Source organism: Drancourtella sp. An57, assembly GCF_002161525.1.
Lineage (GTDB): Bacteria > Bacillota > Clostridia > Lachnospirales > Lachnospiraceae > Sellimonas > Sellimonas catena.
In genome coordinates, this window is the sequence record NZ_NFHY01000016.1 from 48,536 (window position 1) to 67,541 (window position 19,006).

At 47.9% G+C, this 19,006-nt stretch carries 23 protein-coding genes; 21 read left to right on the forward strand and 2 right to left on the reverse strand.

The annotated features are described in order from the left end of the window. Positions 1 to 159 precede the first annotated feature (159 nt). The 12 genes from B5G11_RS12820 to B5G11_RS12875 all read left to right on the forward strand — a co-directional run bounded on the left by B5G11_RS12820 (position 160) and on the right by B5G11_RS12875 (position 11,568). Positions 160 to 621: a transcriptional repressor gene (locus B5G11_RS12820; protein ID WP_087254413.1), complete on the forward strand. Its 462-nt coding sequence runs from the start codon at positions 160 to 162 to the stop codon at positions 619 to 621. Then, positions 590 to 1,426, forward strand: coding sequence for a class B sortase (srtB, locus tag B5G11_RS12825; RefSeq protein ID WP_087254416.1), 837 nt, complete (start codon positions 590 to 592; stop codon positions 1,424 to 1,426). Before B5G11_RS12820 ends, srtB begins: the two co-directional genes overlap by 32 nt. Positions 1,427 to 1,597: 171 nt before the next feature. Beyond that, positions 1,598 to 2,071: a hypothetical protein gene (locus tag B5G11_RS12830; RefSeq protein WP_242959061.1), complete on the forward strand. Its 474-nt coding sequence runs from the start codon at positions 1,598 to 1,600 to the stop codon at positions 2,069 to 2,071. 87 nt (positions 2,072 to 2,158) lie between these two features. After that, a complete protein-coding gene (locus B5G11_RS12835) occupies positions 2,159 to 3,109 on the forward strand; it encodes a hypothetical protein (RefSeq protein ID WP_087254419.1) in 951 nt (316 codons plus the stop codon). Between the two features lie 92 nt (positions 3,110 to 3,201). Then, positions 3,202 to 5,454 carry an NEAT domain-containing protein gene (locus B5G11_RS12840; RefSeq protein WP_087254422.1) on the forward strand — a complete coding sequence of 751 codons (2,253 nt, stop codon included), beginning with the start codon at positions 3,202 to 3,204 and terminating at the stop codon, positions 5,452 to 5,454. Then, complete coding sequence (locus B5G11_RS12845) at positions 5,455 to 6,489, forward strand: heme-binding Shp domain-containing protein (protein WP_087254425.1); 1,035 nt, start codon at positions 5,455 to 5,457, stop codon at positions 6,487 to 6,489. It begins immediately after the preceding gene. Continuing rightward, entirely contained in the window at positions 6,473 to 7,522 is a 1,050-nt protein-coding gene (isdE, locus tag B5G11_RS12850; RefSeq protein WP_330680196.1) for a heme ABC transporter substrate-binding protein IsdE, read from the forward strand. Before B5G11_RS12845 ends, isdE begins: the two co-directional genes overlap by 17 nt. A gap of 12 nt (positions 7,523 to 7,534) precedes the next feature. After that, a complete protein-coding gene (locus B5G11_RS12855; RefSeq protein ID WP_087254427.1) occupies positions 7,535 to 8,572 on the forward strand; it encodes an iron ABC transporter permease in 1,038 nt (345 codons plus the stop codon). Next, a complete protein-coding gene (locus B5G11_RS12860) occupies positions 8,562 to 9,353 on the forward strand; it encodes an ABC transporter ATP-binding protein (RefSeq protein WP_242959062.1) in 792 nt (263 codons plus the stop codon). Before B5G11_RS12855 ends, B5G11_RS12860 begins: the two co-directional genes overlap by 11 nt. Before the next feature lie 40 nt (positions 9,354 to 9,393). Further along, the gene (locus B5G11_RS12865) at positions 9,394 to 9,777 is read left to right on the forward strand and encodes a YbaN family protein (protein ID WP_087254430.1); all 384 of its coding nucleotides are present in this window, start codon (positions 9,394 to 9,396) and stop codon (positions 9,775 to 9,777) included. Between the two features lie 117 nt (positions 9,778 to 9,894). After that, the gene (locus B5G11_RS12870; protein WP_087254433.1) at positions 9,895 to 10,992 is read left to right on the forward strand and encodes an aldo/keto reductase; all 1,098 of its coding nucleotides are present in this window, start codon (positions 9,895 to 9,897) and stop codon (positions 10,990 to 10,992) included. A gap of 18 nt (positions 10,993 to 11,010) precedes the next feature. Next, the gene (locus B5G11_RS12875; RefSeq protein WP_087167919.1) at positions 11,011 to 11,568 is read left to right on the forward strand and encodes a flavin reductase family protein; all 558 of its coding nucleotides are present in this window, start codon (positions 11,011 to 11,013) and stop codon (positions 11,566 to 11,568) included. 57 nt (positions 11,569 to 11,625) lie between these two features. On the opposite strand, the gene B5G11_RS12880 is transcribed toward B5G11_RS12875, so the two are convergent. Beyond that, the gene (locus B5G11_RS12880) at positions 11,626 to 12,186 is read right to left on the reverse strand and encodes a chromate transporter (protein WP_087167918.1); all 561 of its coding nucleotides are present in this window, start codon (positions 12,184 to 12,186) and stop codon (positions 11,626 to 11,628) included. Continuing rightward, positions 12,183 to 12,752, reverse strand: coding sequence for a chromate transporter (locus B5G11_RS12885; RefSeq protein WP_087254436.1), 570 nt, complete (start codon positions 12,750 to 12,752; stop codon positions 12,183 to 12,185). Before B5G11_RS12885 ends, B5G11_RS12880 begins: the two co-directional genes overlap by 4 nt. A 103-nt stretch (positions 12,753 to 12,855) precedes the next feature. Here B5G11_RS12885 and B5G11_RS12890 point away from each other — a divergent pair, with 103 nt between their 5' ends. From B5G11_RS12890 to B5G11_RS16550, 9 genes are all read left to right on the forward strand, one after another. Beyond that, positions 12,856 to 13,794: a LysR family transcriptional regulator gene (locus tag B5G11_RS12890; RefSeq protein WP_087254439.1), complete on the forward strand. Its 939-nt coding sequence runs from the start codon at positions 12,856 to 12,858 to the stop codon at positions 13,792 to 13,794. Continuing rightward, positions 13,754 to 14,350 carry a GNAT family N-acetyltransferase gene (locus B5G11_RS12895; RefSeq protein ID WP_087254442.1) on the forward strand — a complete coding sequence of 199 codons (597 nt, stop codon included), beginning with the start codon at positions 13,754 to 13,756 and terminating at the stop codon, positions 14,348 to 14,350. Before B5G11_RS12890 ends, B5G11_RS12895 begins: the two co-directional genes overlap by 41 nt. Positions 14,351 to 14,544: 194 nt before the next feature. After that, positions 14,545 to 15,090, forward strand: a complete 546-nt coding sequence (locus tag B5G11_RS12900) for a hypothetical protein (protein WP_087254444.1) — start codon at positions 14,545 to 14,547, stop codon at positions 15,088 to 15,090. 111 nt (positions 15,091 to 15,201) lie between these two features. Beyond that, positions 15,202 to 15,891: a flavodoxin gene (locus B5G11_RS12905; protein WP_087254447.1), complete on the forward strand. Its 690-nt coding sequence runs from the start codon at positions 15,202 to 15,204 to the stop codon at positions 15,889 to 15,891. A gap of 69 nt (positions 15,892 to 15,960) precedes the next feature. After that, positions 15,961 to 16,266: a DUF4314 domain-containing protein gene (locus B5G11_RS12910; RefSeq protein WP_204229617.1), complete on the forward strand. Its 306-nt coding sequence runs from the start codon at positions 15,961 to 15,963 to the stop codon at positions 16,264 to 16,266. A gap of 80 nt (positions 16,267 to 16,346) precedes the next feature. Beyond that, complete coding sequence (locus B5G11_RS12915) at positions 16,347 to 16,805, forward strand: hypothetical protein (RefSeq protein WP_087254450.1); 459 nt, start codon at positions 16,347 to 16,349, stop codon at positions 16,803 to 16,805. 404 nt (positions 16,806 to 17,209) lie between these two features. Further along, positions 17,210 to 17,647, forward strand: coding sequence for a hypothetical protein (locus tag B5G11_RS12920; RefSeq protein ID WP_087254453.1), 438 nt, complete (start codon positions 17,210 to 17,212; stop codon positions 17,645 to 17,647). Between the two features lie 91 nt (positions 17,648 to 17,738). Next, on the forward strand, positions 17,739 to 18,548 hold the full coding sequence (locus tag B5G11_RS12925; protein WP_087150162.1) for a class I SAM-dependent methyltransferase: 810 nt from the start codon (positions 17,739 to 17,741) through the stop codon (positions 18,546 to 18,548). A gap of 209 nt (positions 18,549 to 18,757) precedes the next feature. Further along, positions 18,758 to 18,961 carry a hypothetical protein gene (locus B5G11_RS16550; RefSeq protein WP_087283239.1) on the forward strand — a complete coding sequence of 68 codons (204 nt, stop codon included), beginning with the start codon at positions 18,758 to 18,760 and terminating at the stop codon, positions 18,959 to 18,961. Positions 18,962 to 19,006: the final 45 nt, after the last annotated feature.

The following is a 19,006-nucleotide window of genomic DNA, read 5'->3' on the forward strand; positions in this document are numbered from 1 at the left end:
ATGAATAATTGTTGATTTTTCAATTTAGTTAGTCTATACTAATTTAAGGAAAGAAAAATATGACAGAATAATGATAATCAGCAGTGTATGGAGGAGTAGATATGGCTAACATATTAGTGCAGGTTCCGACGTTTTACGGGCAGAAAGCGGGATAGTATCTTGAACAGAAAAGATGAAATTATTGAGAGACTGAAAGAAAACGGATGCCGTATTACAAGACAGAGGAAGATACTGATTGACATTATTCTGGAAAATGACTGTGCAAGCTGCAAGGAAATCTTTTATAAGGCTTCGCGGGAAGACAACAGGATCGGAGTAGCGACTGTCTACCGTATGATCAATGCGTTGGAAGAGATCGGGGCGATCAACAGAAAAAATATGTACAAAGTGGAATGTGCAGAAGATCTTACAGATGAAGAGGGATGCGAGATTATTCTGGAGGACAGTACTGTGTTCCGGATGCCAAAAGAAAAGCTGGATCAGATTGTCCGGGATGGAGTCAGAAAATGTGGTTATCTTGGCAAGGGAAAGAAAATATCAAAGATTATTTATCATAGTCAGGAGATACCGAAAAGAGAGAGCGGCATAAATGAAAATGAAAAGAAAAAAGCAGGACTGTAAAGAGGGAAAACATTTCAGTTTGTCAAAACTTTTGATCCCGTTATCCCTTGTGCTGATCAGTCTTTCTCTCGGGAACATTCTCCCGGATTATCTTGATAAACATAATTCATCCCGGACCTATGAAAACCTGAGAGAAAGCTATACAAAGATCCGGAAAGAGGACGGTGAGGAAAAGGAAAAAGACTGGTGGCTCACGGATGTGATGATCCGGTTTGACGAATTAAGAGAAGAAAATCCGGATATCGTGGCATGGATCCGGTCGGATGATCCGGAAAATACAGGAATCGATTATCCGGTTTTCTACTCGGGAGATAATGAGAAATATTTGAGACGGGATCTATATGGCAAATCCCACATCGCTGGGAGCATCTTTTTGGAGGGACTGAACCGGCCGGATTTCACGGATTATTATACAGTCATATACGGGCATAACATGAATGACGGGAGCATGTTCGGCGGCCTGAAAAAATACCGGAAAAAAGAATTCTGGGAAGAAAATCCGTATTTTACCCTGTACACAGAAGGGGCAGTATACCGGTATCAGATCTTTGCCTGCCACGAAGCGGAAAACGGCGGGGATGTCTATAAGATCGGATATGAACCGGGGGAGAAATATCAGAAGCTGATTGACAGTATGGTCTGTAATTCTCTGATCGACACAGGAATTCATCCGGACAGCAGTCATAAAGTAATGACGCTTTCCACATGCACTGACAGCGGATATAGCAGACGGTTCGCGGTTCATGCGGTGTGCGTGGATTCCCGGAAAACAGAAGAAACAGAAAATAGAATAAATGAGAATTAGTATCATTAGCACGGATTGACAGAAATAGAAATGGTATGATATTATTACGAAAGTTAGTTGAAACTAATTCCGGTGTATGAATCTCACATATTTCATTCTTTGTTTATGTGAGATTCTTTTTAAAACAAGAGTTAGTAATAACTAACTGAATTAACTATGGAGAAAGATGATATGAAGAGTAAGAAAAAAATCGGGATCCTGATCCTTCTGGTGATAATTGCGGCCGCAGGCATCTGGTTCTATACCAGGCCAAAAGAAGTGACCAATTATGATGTGGCGTTTGAGGAAGATCAGGAAAAGCCGGAGAGTGAATCTACAACTCCTTCCGTGGGAGAGGGGATCCGGATTCCGGGATACAAATCAATAGAAATTCCTTCCGGAACAAAAGATGTGTCTGTTGAGCTGAATAACCCGGAAGAGAATCAGGTCTATTTCCGGATTTCCTTTTATCTGCCTGAGACAGAGGAGACTATCTACACGTCAAAAATAATCAAACCGGGACAGAGTCTCTATGAGATCACGCTGGAAAAGGAGATGGAGACGGGGGAATATCCCTTGACGGTGAAGTATGAAACATTTACTGCAGACGAAGAGATGACTCCAAGGAACGGGGCGGAAGTCAACTGCACGCTTGTAGTCACATAAGAACTGCGTGAAAAAAGATACTGATGATGTTACAGTGCAAAGCACTTTAGCATAAACAAAAAACATAAACAGAGAGGAGAATCAATTATGGGATTCAGAAAAATTTTATCCGGTGCCGTTGCAACGGCGATGATATCTACGATGCTGTGCGGAACCGCATTCGCAGCGGAGCCGGCGGACGGCAGCTATACAGGAGAAATCCATTTCCTGAATGCGAACGGAACAGGAAACAACAGCATGTGTGATCCGATTTTTGTACATGAGGCAGATGTAGAACTGACGGCGGATTCTGCCGAGCTTACATTCTATGTGGCTTACCCGATCCCGGCATTCCCGGATCAGGGTACAGATGGAACTGTAAAAGATGTGAAATTTACGGTAGACGGAACAGAATATAAGGCAGAATCGGACATTACTACAAAACCGGAAAAAGAATTTGATACAAATGCAGCGCTGTTTGGCGTCAATGCCGGAGACGTTCTGCCGACCCAGGTGCTTACTGTGGAGCTTCCGCGGGATGTGCTGGATGATCTGGAGGCCGGTAAAGTAGCGGCCAGCGCCTATGTGAATGTGGTTATGAATTCAACACAGAATTTCTTTGTAAAGGTAACTGATCTGCAGGCGGCAGGCGGAAGCCAGGAACCGGGAGGGGACACACAGAATCAGCAGAATATGCAGATTACCGCAGATGTGAAGGAAACAGTTGCTGAACCGGAATATACGGTAACTGTTCCGGAAACTGTAAGTATGGGGACTCTGAGTGCAGATAAAGATACAGCGATGGAGTATTCATTAAATGTTGACGCAACAAATCTGAATGGTACACTGACGATTTCTGCTCCGGCAGCCGGCAGCCTGACAAACGGTGATAATACACTTGCATTTGCGAACAGCTTTGGCAGCCAGAGCGTAACAGAAGATGTGGCGGACAAAACGTTGAGCGGAAAGCTTACAGTTAGCGGCGCAGATGTGGCGAAAGCGGCAGCCGGAAACTACACAGGAACAACAACCTTTATGATTTCATACGCGGCGAACTAGTATATGTCAGCCGAACGATGCAGAGATCCCCGCACGATATCTTGTGGGGATCTCTGTTTTTCAAAAACGGATAGTTTCGGACGGAGGAAAGAATGAGAAGAAAAAGAAACAGGAAGAGATGGACCGCCCTTGCCCTGGCAGGACTGCTTGCTATGACAGCCTTGACTCCGGCAGGAGCGGCAAAAGCGGCGCCAGGGGAGAAGAGCGGATCGTATATCAAAAGCGGAACTTATCATATCGACCAGTTTGGCGAATACGATATTGATGCGGAAGTAACTGTTACAGACGGAAAAATCACGGATGTGACGATTACCGGAGATAATTTCGGCGGAACATATGCGGAGGTAAACAAGGGCAAACTAAAGACCGCCATTGATGGCATTTCCGGGATGTTTTCCGGACTGACGGATAACGACGCAGAGGGTATCCGGGATCTGGATGCCGTGGCAGGCGCGACCTATTCCTCCAATGGAATTAAGGAGGCAGTCGCAGATGCACTGGGTCTGAACCTTGCTGAGGAGTCTGCGGAGGATGTTCCGGAGAAACTACCGGATCCGGGCACATATGACGTGACCGTTGCAGTACGAAGCGACGTGGTAGACCACAGCCTTGTTCAGACTGAAACGGCAAAAGCTCTTCTGACGGTCAGTGAAGACGGACAAATGAGTCTTTCTTACACGATGGTTTCCGGAACGGAACAGGAACCGATGTATATCCTCGGGTTTAACGGCTATTATAAAGGCAACGATCCGGCCGGGGAACTTTCCATGGAGAACGTAACTTATGCAACGGAACAGCGGGGAGATTATGAAGTGGTGACGGACGTCACATTTCCGCTTACCGGGCTGAGCCGGTATTATTATAACAACACTAAGATTTATGTACCGGCTATGAGCGCCTTAAACGGCGAAATCAACGGCATACACTTTGAAAACGGAAAGTTCAGCGTAAAAACTATCGTTACCATGTACTGGAATACACTGACAAGACACGGCAGCGGAGAAACCGGACAGCAGTCTATGGAAATTACTGCCAATGTTTCCAATCAGGCATCGAAGCCGGACGGCATGATCATGATCCCGGAATCCCTTTCCATGGGAAAACTGGAGACAACTGTCGATAATGTACAGCCCTATGAAATTCGTGTATCTGATGTTGAACCGGGCGAGACGGTCACGGTAAGTGCACCGGCGGGCGGAAATCTTTACAGCGGACAGAAAACGCTTCCTTTTGGAAATGACTTTGGCTCACAGACAGCTTCGGGTACCGGAGCGGCAAAAGCGGGCGGTACAGAGACGGGGATTGTACTGAACGGTAATATTACTATCAAAGGAAAAGATGTTGCGGCGGCATCTCCGGGAAATTATACGGGAACCGCAACCTTTACCATTACCTATGACGATAAAACAGAGAATACAGATGAGGAAGAGAAACCGGAGGACTCGAAGGATCCGGAGGATCCGGGAGACACAGAACTGGATATTCACAACCTGGAAGACGGCACTTACGCAGTGACGGGCAGGATGGTAAAGGTGGACCAGTCCACACTTTCCATGGCAGATAATGCCATCAACCATACGATCAGGCTGACTGTAAAAGATGGCGTCTATTCAGTCACATTGGATATGAAAGGGATGAATATCAGCGGGAAACTCGGGTATCTTGGCGGGCTTCAGTATTTTCTTACCGGATATACGAAAGATCAGTACGGATATCCTCAGGGAGAACTGGAAGATGCAGTGGTAGACTCTTATCAGACAGATGAAAACGGTGACCGGATCCGTGATGAATACGGTACGGACTATCCGGATCTTGTTACGTTCAAACTGATTCCGGAAGCTCTGGATGATGGATTTGTCCCTCTCAAAGTTTATGTGCCGGTGATGGAATCGATATCTGAAGGTCTGGGTGACCAGTCAGTCTATCTGGCTCTTGACTGGGCGACTTTGAAAGCTGCGGAGGAAGATGATCCGTCGTTTTCAGATGACGATGAACCGGGAACCAATAACGATAATACGGGAGACAAGGATGACGGTTCCGGTCAGGGAGGACTGACAGGGGGAAGCGGGCTTGGAAACAGTACGCTTCCGGGTGGAAGCAGCCTTGGGGGCAGTTCCCTTGGCGGCAATTCGCTGAAAAGCGGTTCCCTTGGCGGAAGTTCTCTTGGAGGAAGCAGTCTGAAGTCTGCATCCGGTGTAAAGACAGATGATACTTCTTCAAACTCGGGTCTGTGGATCGCAGTACTGGCTGCAGGATGCATCTGTCTGGGTGCGGGTGTACTGACAACTGTTCGTTCCGGCAGGCGGAAAAGAAAACAAGACAGGGAACAGAGGCGGGAAAAATAGATGAAGATAAGAAAAAAAGTTAAAAATAAAGGAATCGGGTTTCTGGCCGCTGTACTCTTTGTTTTTGCAGGAGTGTGGACAACAGCATTCCCGGTACAGGCGGCATCCGGGAACGTTTATACCTGTACGGTTCATCCATGCTACGCCCATCCGGTTACCGGTGAAATAGAAGATTCCGGCGGCGAGGCATCTTACGCCACCGGTCAGGGCATGGTAGACGGAGTGGTGTACACAACGGGAATTCTGGAACTGACGGACAGCGGAGAATACTATCTGACAGTCCGGTTCAGCCTGATGGATCAGACTTCCGGACACAGTTTCTGGGTGCAAAATGTAGGCGACAGCGGCTGGGCGACTCCGGCGGTTGGAGTAACCGGAAATGGAACGGATGATAATGGCACCACAGCAGACATCTGTATGCAGGTGCCGGGCGAGAACTGTGTAGTCCGCTGCTCGATGTACGTGGCACCTATGGGAAGAGACGTGGTCTTTTACCTGTATCCGAGTGATTACGCTGCCGGGAACAATACAAATATGAATGCGACCATGGTGACAGAAGCATCCGGAAACGGAGAAACAGCGACAACGGACAGCTCCGGCAGTGCAGGCACGGAAAGTGGATCAGGAGAAACCGGAAATGCGGATACCGGAAGCACCGGGGGCGGTTCAAATCTGTCAGGTTCCTCACTTTCAGGCAGTTCCGGTTTGACGTCCTCCGGAAATACGGACACAGAATCCGGAGAAGGAAGTACGGAGACACCGGCACTGTCCAGTTCCATAGATGAAGCGGCTCAGCCGGCCGCATCTACGGATACGGAACTTGATGAGGCACAGGGATTAAGTCTTTCCACGGCAGCGGATGCATCCAAAGAGACGGAAGAGACGGCGGGTTCCGGTGCAGGCGGGCCTTTTGCCGTCGGAGCGGCAGTCACAGTTTCCGGGCTGATTCTGATGGGTACAGCGGCAGTGATTATCTTTTTCTTTCGAAAGAACTGGAAACGCTGGGGCGGAGGTTATGATGACGATGAAGTATAGCCAGATCAAAGGAAAAAGCAGAATTTCCGTACTTGCAGCCGTTGCGGTTCTTTCCTGTAGCCTGTTTACAGGATGTGTGGATCAAAGCGCTGGAAACACAGATAAAACTACGGAGGACAACAGTGCTTCCACGCAGAGCGGGAGTGTCAGTACCATGCTTGAAATCACAGATCCGGAAGAAAAGGCCGCTGTAGAAGCAGCAAAAGCCAAAGTAAAGGGAATGGGGGAAGAACCGAAGATTATTGCCACATCTCCTTCTACGGCAGAGATCTGTGACCGGCTGGAGCTCGACCTGACCGGCGTATGTTCAAGCTCTGTTTCGGAACTTCCGAAGCGGTATGACGAAGTGAAAGAAGTTGGAACCGCTATGGCTCCTGATATGGAGATTGTGGCTTCCTTAGACCCGGACTGGATTTTGAGTCCTGCCACCCTTCAGTCGGATCTGCAGCCGAAATACGAAGCCATCAATACGGACTGGGCATTTTTAAATCTCAGAAGTGTTCAGGGGATGTACCGCTCTATTCAGGAACTGGGCGAAATTTTTGGAAGAGAAGAGCAGGCACAGACCATGGTGGACGAGTTTACGGCGTTTTATGAGGATTACAAAAATAAGAACGAAGGAAAGGATGCTCCGAAAGTTCTGATCCTGATGGGTCTTCCGGGAAGCTATATCATTGCCACGGAAAATTCCTATGTGGGAAGTCTGGTGGAACTGGCAGGGGGTGAGAACGTCTACGCCGGGACGGACCAGGAATTCCTTACGGTGAATACCGAGGATATGAAGACGAAAGAGCCGGATGTGATTCTGCGTGCGGCACATGCGCTCCCGGATCAGATCGTGGAGATGTTCAACGAAGAATTTGCCACTGATGATATCTGGCAGCATTTTGACGCTGTGAAGAACGGACGGGTATACGATCTGACCTATGAATACTTTGGTATGAGCGCGAACTTCAATTATCCGGAAGCACTGGAGGAACTCCAGCCGATGCTTTATCCGGAGAATGAAGAGGATGAGAAACAGGAAAAGTAAGGAGGATGAGCTATGAGTGAAGACAGAGAAGAATCCGGCAGGCAGGACCAAAGCCGGAAAAAACGAAAAACAGCCCGGACGGCAGCCTCCTTTATCGTCACAGGAGTCCTGCTCGTGCTGCTGATCGTTGTGTCCGTCAATATCGGAAGCCTGAAGGTGTCTCCTTCAGAGTTGTTCAGGGGACTGTTCATCAAAAGGATCGATGATGTGGCGGCTATTTATGACCTGCGTTTCCCGAGGATCGTGATCTCCCTGTTTGCAGGGGCGGCAGTAGCGGTCTCGGGCGTCCTTTTCCAGGCAGTGCTGAAAAATCCGCTGGCAGACCCTGGAATTATCGGGATTTCCGGAGGAGCCGGTTTTGTCGCGGTACTGATCACGGCCTTCTTGCCGGCCCTTTATTTCTTTACCCCGCTTTTCGCGTTCGCAGGCGGGGTACTGGCCTTTTTTCTGGTATACAGTCTGTCGTGGAAAGGAGGATTAAGCCCGCTTCGCATCATCCTGACCGGTGTTGCGGTAAGCGCCATGTTCACCGGTCTTTCAGATGCCCTGAATGCAATGAGCGGAGGAACTTCCTCCGGTGTGGCATCCATTGTGGAAGGGAATATCACTCAGAAAACATGGGAAGATGTACAGACCCTTCTCCCCTATGTAATTACAGGGCTTGTCCTTTCACTTTTGTTTACAAAGATGTGCAACCTGATGTCTCTGGAAGACAAGACAGCCAGAAGTCTTGGTGTCAACGTAAATCTGATTCGGATTCTGGTTTCTCTGGTTGCGGTGCTTCTGGCCAGTATCTCTACAGCGGTCGTGGGAGCTGTCAGCTTCCTGGGGCTTATCGTACCTCATATCGGGCGGCTGCTTGTCGGGAGCGACCACCGGGCACTGGTACCATTTTCCATGCTGGCAGGTGCATTTACCTTTCTGCTTGCGGATACCATCGGCCGGACCGTGGCAGCACCTTACGAAGTGTCGGCGTCCATTATAATGAGCGTGATCGGCGGTCCGTTCTTTATCATTTTGTTAAGGAGGTCAAAGAAATATGCAGCCTGATACAAAACAGAGGAAACCGTCCATGGAAGTGCGTGATCTGTTTTTTTCCTACGGGAAAAATAAAGTCTTAAAGGGCACGTCTTTTACCATAGAAGAAGGGAAGATCACAACCATCATGGGAGCGAACGGGTGCGGAAAATCAACCCTGTTCAATCTGATGACCAAGAATCTTTATCCGCGTAAAGGGAATATTTTCCTTTACGGGAAGAATATCCAGAATCTGGGTCTGAAAGATTTCGCAAAGAGGGTGTCCATTGTCCATCAGTATAATTCCTCCGCGGATGACATTACTGTGGAGAGGCTTGTATCCTTTGGAAGAACTCCTCACAGAAAGATGATGCAGGGACGAAGCGACGAGGATGAAAAAATGATCCGATGGGCCATGGAGGTTACCAATATCTTAAAATACCGGGACAGGGAAGTAAGCCGTCTCTCCGGCGGACAGCGTCAGAGGGTGTGGATCGCCATGGCGCTTGCGCAGAATACGAAGATCCTTTTTCTGGATGAACCGACCACCTATCTGGATATCCGTTATCAGATCGAGATCCTGAAACTGGTGAAGAAACTCAATCAGGAGTATGGGATCACTATTATCATGGTGCTCCATGATATGAATCAGGCGATCCACTTTTCAGACCGCATCATCGGCCTGAAAGAGGGGGAGGTTGCAGTTCAGGGAGCTCCGGATGAAGTGATTACAGAAGAATGCATCCGGGATTTGTACGGGATCTCTCTGGGAGTGACAACCATTGAAGGAAAAAAATTTGTCCTGACCGTGTGACAGCTCACATCCGGTCCGGCTTAACGGGAGTGAAATAATAATGAAGAATAAGAATCCGTTCAGGATTTTCTGGATCATACTGGGTTTTCTCTGCCTGGGACTTGGCACGGCAGGAATCGTCCTGCCGGTTCTTCCGACCGTGCCTTTTTTCATGGCTACAGTATTCTGCTTTGCGAAAAGCTCAAAGCGTCTTCACGACTGGTTTGTCGGAACGAAACTTTATAAAAAACATCTGGACAGTTTTGTAAAACAGCGTGCCATGACTATGAGGACAAAGATTCGGATTGTTGGGACCATGACTGTGGTCATGGCGGCGGGATTTCTGATGATGAGCAATGTTCCGGCCGGTCGGATCTGTCTGGCGGTTGTGTGGGTATGCCACCTGTTGTATTTCTTCCTGAGAGTGAAGACCATTAAGCCGTAAACATAGTTTTTGGTTATATATTCCTATTCAGATTAAGTATTTGATCTTGCAAAACCAAAGCTTTATACTGTAAGAGCCGGGGAATATCCGGAAGTAAGAATAAAGCGAGGAAGAAAAATGGAATACCGCATCAATCAGAGAACCGGTGACAAAATCAGCGTGATCGGAATCGGTTCCAGTTATCTTTCGGAAACGCCGGAGAAAGAAGCATTAGAAACCCTTGAGATGGCGTATGAAAATGGAATCAACTATATCGATCTGGCGGCCGGAGCGGCCGGATGTTTTTCCTACTATGGCAAAGCATTTGAAGCGCACAGAAAGGACATGATCTATCAGATTCATTTCGGCGCCGACTACGCATCCGGAGAATACGGATGGACGACCAATGTGGAACAGATCAAGAAATCCATTGACTGGCAGCTTACGAAGCTCCGCACCGACTATATTGACTACGGATTTATCCACTGTCTGGATAAAGAATCCGACTGGGATGCATACCGGAAAAACGGTGTCCTGGATCATCTTTTGAAAATGAAAGAGGAAGGGCTTGTCAGACATATCGGACTGTCCTCCCATACGCCGTCTCTTGCAAATACGGCGATTGACACGGGACTTGTGGATATGCTGATGTTCTCCATCAACCCGTGCTACGATTACCAGAAAGGGGACTACGCCATCGGCTCTTCCGATGAGCGGATGAGCCTGTACCGTCGCTGTGAAAAAGAGGGAATCGGCATTTCCGTCATGAAAGCATTCTCCGGCGGACAGCTTCTGGATGAACGGACGTCGCCGTTCGGAAAAGCTCTGACAGAATACCAGTGCCTGCAGTATGCATTGGATAAACCAGGTGTGCTGACGGTGCTTCCGGGTCTGAGGGATAGAAAGGATCTGGAAAAACTGCTCGAATTTTTTGACGCTTCCGATAAAGAGAAAGATTACTCCGTGATCGGAACACTGGTACCAAAGGAGGCCGAAGGAAGCTGTGTCTACTGCAATCACTGCCACCCATGTCCGGCAGGACTTGACATTGCTCTGATCAACAAGTACTATGATCTTGCAAAGGCAGGAGATTCCATGGCCGTTGGACATTATCAGAAGCTGGAAAAGAATGCTTCCGACTGTATCCGGTGTGGACACTGTAACCGCAGATGTCCGTTCCACGTAGACCAGATGAGCCGGATGCAGGAAATTGACGCATATTTTCAGCAAGCATAAGAAAGGAGCATTTTCGTTATGAGAAAAAATTTTGGACAGAAAACATGGATGTATCCACTTCCGGTACTGATTATCGGAACATACGGAGAGGATGGAACCCCGGATGCCATGAACGCGGCATGGGGCGGAATTTATGATACAGGAAAGGTAGTCCTCTGTTTAAGCGCAGGACATAAGACAACTGCCAACATCAAAGCCAGAGGAGCGTTTACTGTCAGCTTTGCAGACAAAGCGAACCTTGTTGCATCCGATTATGTGGGTATCGTATCCGCCAACAAAGAGCCGGATAAACTTGCAAAGGCAGGATTCCATACAACAAAGAGCGAATTCGTAGATGCTCCGCTGATTGATGAACTGCCGATGGCACTGGAATGTAAGCTGGAAAAAGTAAACGAAGACGGCAATATCATCGGAGAAATCGTCAATGTCAGTGTGGATGAATCCATTCTGGACGCAGAAGGCACGGTAGATCTTTCTAAATGGTGCCCGATTACCTTTGATCCGGTTCACAATACCTATACGGCACTGGGAGAAGCAGTAGGAAACGCATTCAGCGATGGAAAGAAGCTCTGCTGATTAAAATTTAGAAATGAATGATAGAACGGGAGATCAAAGACAGATCTCCCGTTTGTTTTATTCGATAAGCAGAGAAATACCTGCATAGAGAATGCCGGAAAGTACCATGACAAGGATCGGATTTGCCTTCCATTTCTGAAGTAAGAGAAAACAGAAGAAGAAAAGCACGACCAGAATCCAGTTGGTAGAGCCAAAGTGGATCGATCCTTCCGGCCAGAAAGCGGAAATCAGAATCGAGATTCCTGCCGAGGCAATCAAAGCGACAACTGCAGGTCTCAGCGTGGAAAGAACGCTTTGGAGTGCTGCCATATTCCGGTATTTTAAGTAGAGTCTTGCAATGATCGTGACGATAATGCAGGATGGAAGAATACAGCCGAAGGTGGCCGCTACGGCGCCTGGAATCCCTGCGATCTTGATTCCGACGAAGGTGGCGGAATTGATAGCGATTGGGCCGGGCGTCATCTGGGAAATGGTAACCAGATCCGTAAATTCCTTCATGGAGAGCCAGTGATTCAAGGTGACGACCTGGTCCTGAATCAGAGGCATGGCCGCATAGCCGCCTCCGAAGCTGAACAGGCCGATCTGAAGGAAACTGAGAAACAGATGAAGGTAAATCATGATGGATCCCCCTTTCTTCCCGGCATAAATGTCTTCAGCAGACCGACAGCAATGCAGACAAGGATGATAACGACGGCATTGATGCCAAGGCAGGATGCAGCGATGAGGGCTCCCGCCATAATTAAAATAGAGAGCCATTTTTTCTCCAGAAGAATTCCGGCTGCCATCTCCCAGACGACCGACGCGATGACAGCGGCGACACCGGCCTGCATTCCCTCCAGTACAAGGCTTACGACCTGATTGTCCCGGAACGCCTCATAAAAGATGGAGATCACAGAAATCACAAGAAAAGGCGGAAGGATGGTTGCGATGACCGCAGTGATCGTTCCGGCAATTCCGGCAAGCTTATACCCGACGACGATGGCGCCGTTGACCGCGATGGCTCCCGGGGCGGACTGGGCGATAGCAACCAGATCCAGCATTTCTTCCTCTTCAATCCAGTGATATTGATCGACAAATTTTTTCTTCATCAGTGTTACAATGACATATCCGCCTCCGAAAGTGAAAGCACTGAGATAAAACGTTGATATAAATAACTTTAACAGAATCTTATGTTTCTTTTCCATTGGAATGTCCTCCCTCCTGTTTTAGTATAACTGGTCTTGATCTATATGAAAAATAGTATTATTCTATAAAATAGATAATGAATTTCTTATATATGGAGGAACCATGACACTTCGGCATATGAAAATCTTTGTGTCGGTCTACCAGAACAGCAGTATCACAAAGGCGGCAAAAGAGCTTCATCTGGCACAGCCGTCTGTGAGCGTTACGATCAAAGAACTGGAAGAATATTACGGGCAGCACTTTTTCGAGCGGATTGGAAGACGGATTTATCCAACCGCCGCCGCGAAAGAATTTTACGGATACGCCGTCCACATTGTCTCCCTGTTTGAGGCAATGGAAAAGGAATTGAAAAACGGAGATGAGATCGGGACGATCCGGGTTGGAGCCAGCATTACGATCGGGACTCATATCCTGCCGTCCCTGATGAAAGAATTTCAGGAGCAGTTCCCGGAAATCCGGATGGAGGCTGTCGTCAATCAGTCGGGAACGATTGAAAGGCTTTTGCTGGAAAATGAAATTGATCTTGGCCTGATTGAGAACCAGCCGTCTTCAGATTCCGTATGTGCGGTACCGTTTCTGGAGGATTCCCTTGTAGCGATTGTACCGGCGGAGCATCCTCTGGCGGGGAAGTGCGATGTCACACTGAGAGAGATGGCAGAGAATCCGTTTCTGATGCGGGAAAAGGGAAGCGCCGGAAGAGAGATTCTGGATGCCTGCTTCGACATGGAGCAGATCACCGTCCATCCGGCATGGGAAAGTTCCAGTACCCAGGCGATTGTGCAGGGCGTGGCAAAAGGGCTTGGCGTTGCAGTCCTTCCCTATCTGCTTGTGAAGCGGGATCTGGAACAGGGTCTGGTCTGTCAGGCATTCTTGCGCCGGCCGATTGAAAGAAAACTTAATATTATTTATCATAAAAGCAAATATATTACCAGAAGCATGCAGACCTTTGTCTCCATGTGTCTGGACTATAGAACTCATCAGACAAAGGAGGAACAACACGATGGAAGAGACAAAGATCCGGATCCGGACAGCCGGTCCTGACGATGCAGAACAGCTTCTTGCAATCTATGCACCTTATGTAGAGAAGACTGCAATTACATTTGAATACGAAGTACCGGATGTGGAAGAATTCAGGGACAGAATCCGGCGGATATTAAAGCGGTATCCGTATCTCGTGGCGGAGGTCGCCGGAGAAGTGGCCGGTTATGTTTATCTTGATTCCTTTGTCGGAAGAAAGGCATATGACTGGTCGGCGTCGGTTTCCATTTATGTAAAAGAACAGATGCGCAAAACAGGGATTGGGCGGGCACTGTATCAGGCGGTGGAAGAAATTGCCCGTGCACAGCACATCACGAACCTGAATGCCTGCATCGGCTATCCGGAGACGGAAGATGAATATCTGACGAAGAACAGTGCGCAGTTTCATGCCCACATGGGATACCGGATGGTGGGGGAATTCCACCAGTGCGGATATAAATTCGGAAGATGGTATAACATGATCTGGATGGAGAAAATGATCGGAGAACATGAAGAACATCCGAAACCGTTTGTTCCATTTCCGGAGCTTCCAAAATCCGGCCGGGCAGAAAAAGACTGATCTTTGGAGAGAAGGGGATCTCACCATATTTGCGGAAAGAATACCGCAGATATGGTGATTTTTCATTCATTTTTTGTATCATTCCTTATGCAGGATAAGTATTTGTCTCCGGGAAATACCGTCCGTATAATAAAGGTATAGAAGGAAAACCTTCTGTATGAAATGGAATCCAACACAGATGGGAGGACGGATTTATGAAAAAACGAATGATTTCATTATGTCTGGTTTTATCAATGGTATTGACGTTTGCCGGATGCGGCAATGAAAGCAATGGAAGTGCGGACAATACACAGGGAACAACACAGCAGTCCGGAACAGACTCTGCCGGAGACGAGACGGATCCGGAAGATACCGTTCAGGGAACAGCGGAGGAAGATCCGGCACAGACCGGTGAGGAGACACAGGGAACAGGCTCTAGCATTCTGGTAGCCTATTTTTCCTGGGCGGAGAATGCGATTCTGGAAGAGGATGTAGATGCCGTTGCTTCTCCAAGCGTAATTGCACCGGGAAATGTCCAGGAGCTGGCAGGATGGGTGCAGGAAGAAACCGAGGGCGATCTGTTCTCCATTCAGGTTACCGATCCTTATCCAAGTGACTGGGATGTCTGTCTGGAACGGGCAAATGAAGAACGGGGAGAGGACGCAAGGCCGGAACTGACATCCAGTGTCGAGAATCTTGACGCATATGATACCATATTTCTCGGATACCCTAAAATACAGTATGGTTTTTTGAGTGTATAACGTGTATTGAGTAGCATTTTTAAGAGTGAAAAGAACTGTGTACACAGAGAAAGAGAAGATTTGTGTATTACGTTGAGTATAGATCATATTAAATGAAGGAGGTCATTCCCTATGAGAAAACGTGGATTTATATTGATGACAGTGTGTATTCTGATAGTCGGTATGTTGGCTGGATGCGGGGCCAGGAGCGGACAAGATGAAAGCCAGACACAGTCAAATACAGGGGCGGCATCGGAGAACGAATCCAGTGCAGCTACAACAGAAGATGATAGTACCGAAGCGAGTAACGAGGCAGAGACAGATGGCGATGGAACCCAGGGGAAAACCCTTGTCGTGTATTTTTCAGCTACCGGAAATACAGAGCGTGTAGCTGAAGTCATTGCTGATACAACAGGCGGAGAATTGTTCGAGTTGGAGCCGGTTGATCCCTATACCGATGAGGATTTGAATTATAACGATGATAACAGTCGGGTATCCCAGGAGTACGCTGATGAAAGTCTGCGGAATGTGGAGCTGGTGGCTGACACTGTAGATGACTGGCAGGATGTGGAAAGAATCTATATCGGTTACCCCGTGTGGTGGGGGATTGCGGCATGGCCTGTAAATACTTTTGTAGAAGCCAATGATTTCACAGGAAAGACCGTCATTCCCTTCTGCACATCAGCAAGTTCTGGTTTGGGTGACAGCGGTGAACTGCTGGCAGAGCTGGCTGGAACCGGAGATTGGCAGGAAGGTATGAGATTCAGCTCCAGTGTTTCAGATGAAGATGTAGTAGCTTGGGTGGAGAGCCTGGAACAGTAAAATAAATAATACATGGTTTAAGAAAGCAGAGAGTTGAGAAGACTTTCTGCTTTTTTTATTTGGAAGGATATGAATACGATGAATGAATGGGAACGCCTGCACCAGCAGGCCAAGCGGTACCAGGCTGAGTATCCTCCCGGTACCCGAATCATGTTACTGAGCATGGGCAGAGATCCCTGTCCTGTCGAAGATCAGACAAGAGGCACTGTCAGAGTGGTGGATGATATCGGAACACTGCACTGCACGTTTGACAATGGAAGATCTCTCGGCGTTGTGCCTGGTGAGGACTCGTTTCGCAAGCTGACGGAGGAAGAACTGGCAGAGGAACAGGAATCCGGCATGACTGAGGATCAAGGCCCCGTCATGGGAATGTAGGAGGTAAATCATCCAAAGCACTGATCCGTCAGAAAGAAGCGAAAGCACAACGTGAGGCTGAAGCTGCCAGACGGTTTGCTGTGATTCATTTCCATGAGGACGGGGATGATTTTCATTTCACTTCCGACCTGCGGAACAACTTCTACAGTGCTGCTTATCTCTATCGGAATTTTATGCGGGAGAATGAGGGCAGGCTGACCTTGGACAGTCTGGCGCGTTCCTTTGGAGTACATCAGCCCATCGATGACCTGACCTTCTCTGTCTTATGCGCCGCTATGGAGCATGATGACCGGATCACCGCTCTCCTGGAATTTGATTTTGACGATGGAACGATCAGCGTAAAAGAGCAGGGAGATTCGGAGTGGCGGACTTATCGTCTGAAAGATGTTTCTACTGCGGTCTACCGTGCCGAGCGCAAATCTACGATTCCGATAGCAGCAAGAGAGCTGATTTTTGAAGAAGCATTGCGGGATCGGGAGATTGACTGGCAGTCTTCCGAACAGGCAGAAGAAACAACGCCGCCAGTTCAGGAGATGTGATGCGAAAAGGAACACCCCTATGAGCCGCCTGTCGGCCCCGTGTTGCGATTTTGTGGGCGAGGTCGAGGAAGTATCCCTCCCCGCCGGTTTGCGAGGCGTTTGCGGCCCGTGCGAAGGCAGGCTCCGCCCATGGAAAAGCGACGGTTCCCCGTGCGGATACAGGGTCGAAAATCAAGCAGGAGAAAGGGACGGTGCCGCATGGCGGCCCCGCCCCAGCTCACTGCGTCCGGCAGAGCCGGTCGCTTCAAGGCTTTCCGCCGCTTCTGAAAGAAATGGCATTACGGTGCCGGATTTGGAACAATAGGTTCCTGGACAGGTGCTTCAACTCCCCCAAGGACCAGAAGTTTCAACGAATGACGCGGTGCTTTGGCAGGTTCCTATGAATAAGAAGGAGGATTTCAGACATGCAGGATACAGAGGCAGAAAAGAAAGAAATCAAACGCCGCTTCCAGCTCTGGATCAGACCGTCCACCCTGGAGCTGGCGGATACTCTCTATAAAAAAGAAAACTGTGACAGCAAGAGCGAATTCATCGAAAAGGCCGTGTTGTTTTATGCCGGATATCTTTCCGCAGAGGACAACAAAACCTATCTCCCTAATATCGTCACCTCCACGTTGAAAAGCATTGTAGCGGAGAGTGATCACCGGCAGAACCGGATGATCTTCAAGATGGCTGTGGAGCTGGCGGTGATGATGAACGTGGTTGCAGCGAATAACAACATCGATCCAGTGTCACTGGAACGCTTGCGTGGAGAATGTGTCAAAGAAGTCAAAAGGCTGAATGGTGCGTTCTCTTTCGATGATGCGGTGAGTTGGCAGAATGGATGGGAAGAAAACGAGTAGCAATTGAAAACGAATTGCAATCCCCGGTTCCTCTTGATATAATAATGGTTAGACATTACTAACTCATTTGCATATAGGAGGATAGATAGCCATGTCCGAATTTGGTATAGTAGAAGATACAATGTTTATTCCTATGGTGGGAAGGATTTACGCCAGCGAAAAGTTTCCGGGTATTTTATATGATAAAAAAGCACTTTCATTAAAAGAAAAGCTGCCATCCGCACTGTTGGAAACAGGAAATCAAAGTCAATACACGCTACTGGCTTCTGCATCCCGTTCCGCTAATATGGATCGGCATATCCAGAACTTCCTGAAACGTAAGCCGGATGGTGTTGTCATACAGTTGGGCTGCGGACTGGAGACAACATATGATCGCAATGACAATGGGCAAACCCAATGGTATGCTGTAGACCTTCCGAATGTAATCGAATACCGGCGCAGTTTGCTCCCGGAACCTGAGAAGGAAACTTATCTTTCAGGGGATGCTTTTTCAGACGGATGGCTCAGGCAGATCCGAAGGAACATGCCTGATACGCCTCTTCTGGTTACTGCAGGAGGTTTGTTCCATTACTTTCAAGAGGAAAAAGTTTTTGGCCTTCTGCAGATGCTGGAAGGTTTCGGGAATATAGAGCTTGTGTTTGATACGGTAAATAAAAGCGGCATGAAAATGTTGCAGAAGAAATATATGAAGCAGATGGGACATGAAAATGCCCGAATGTTTTTTTATGTGAATTCGGCTGAAGATCTGGTTACCACACTAGGTAGAGGTGTCAAAGTATTGGCGGATGAACCATATTACAAGTTTATCAAACGAGATGGATTAAAAATCATTACAAAAATCAGTATGGATATTTCAGATCGATTTGGAATGCTCAAAATGATCCATCTGGAGTGGAGGTAATGTAAATATGGTGGTCATGATAGAAAGTCTGATTGGTATCTTATTATTCACAATCCTGATTGTGTCGCCGACGCTGAAAAATCCCCTTGCCTCAGTGGGAGATTATCCCCGGCCATAAGGGAGAAATGTATGGAATTAGGATTAATCGAAAAAAGAGAACAACGTTTCCCAGGTCAGATATCATCTAGAAAGGGGTTCGGGATTCCTACATGATCTGGCTGATCATTGATTGGTATGATGCTCTTGTACTCGATAGCATCTGGTTTTGCCATTCGAAAAAAGTCAGGATACCAGGCACAGAGGATATGGAAGAATATAAGGATTACTGTTTTCATATTAAGCAGTCCTGTATTGGTATGCTTCTTGGCTTGCCCGCCTGTCTTGCAGTGGGAGTGATTACAGCAATCCTCTGATCAGCCATCAAATGATATAAAACAGAATATGATTCGCATTCAGTA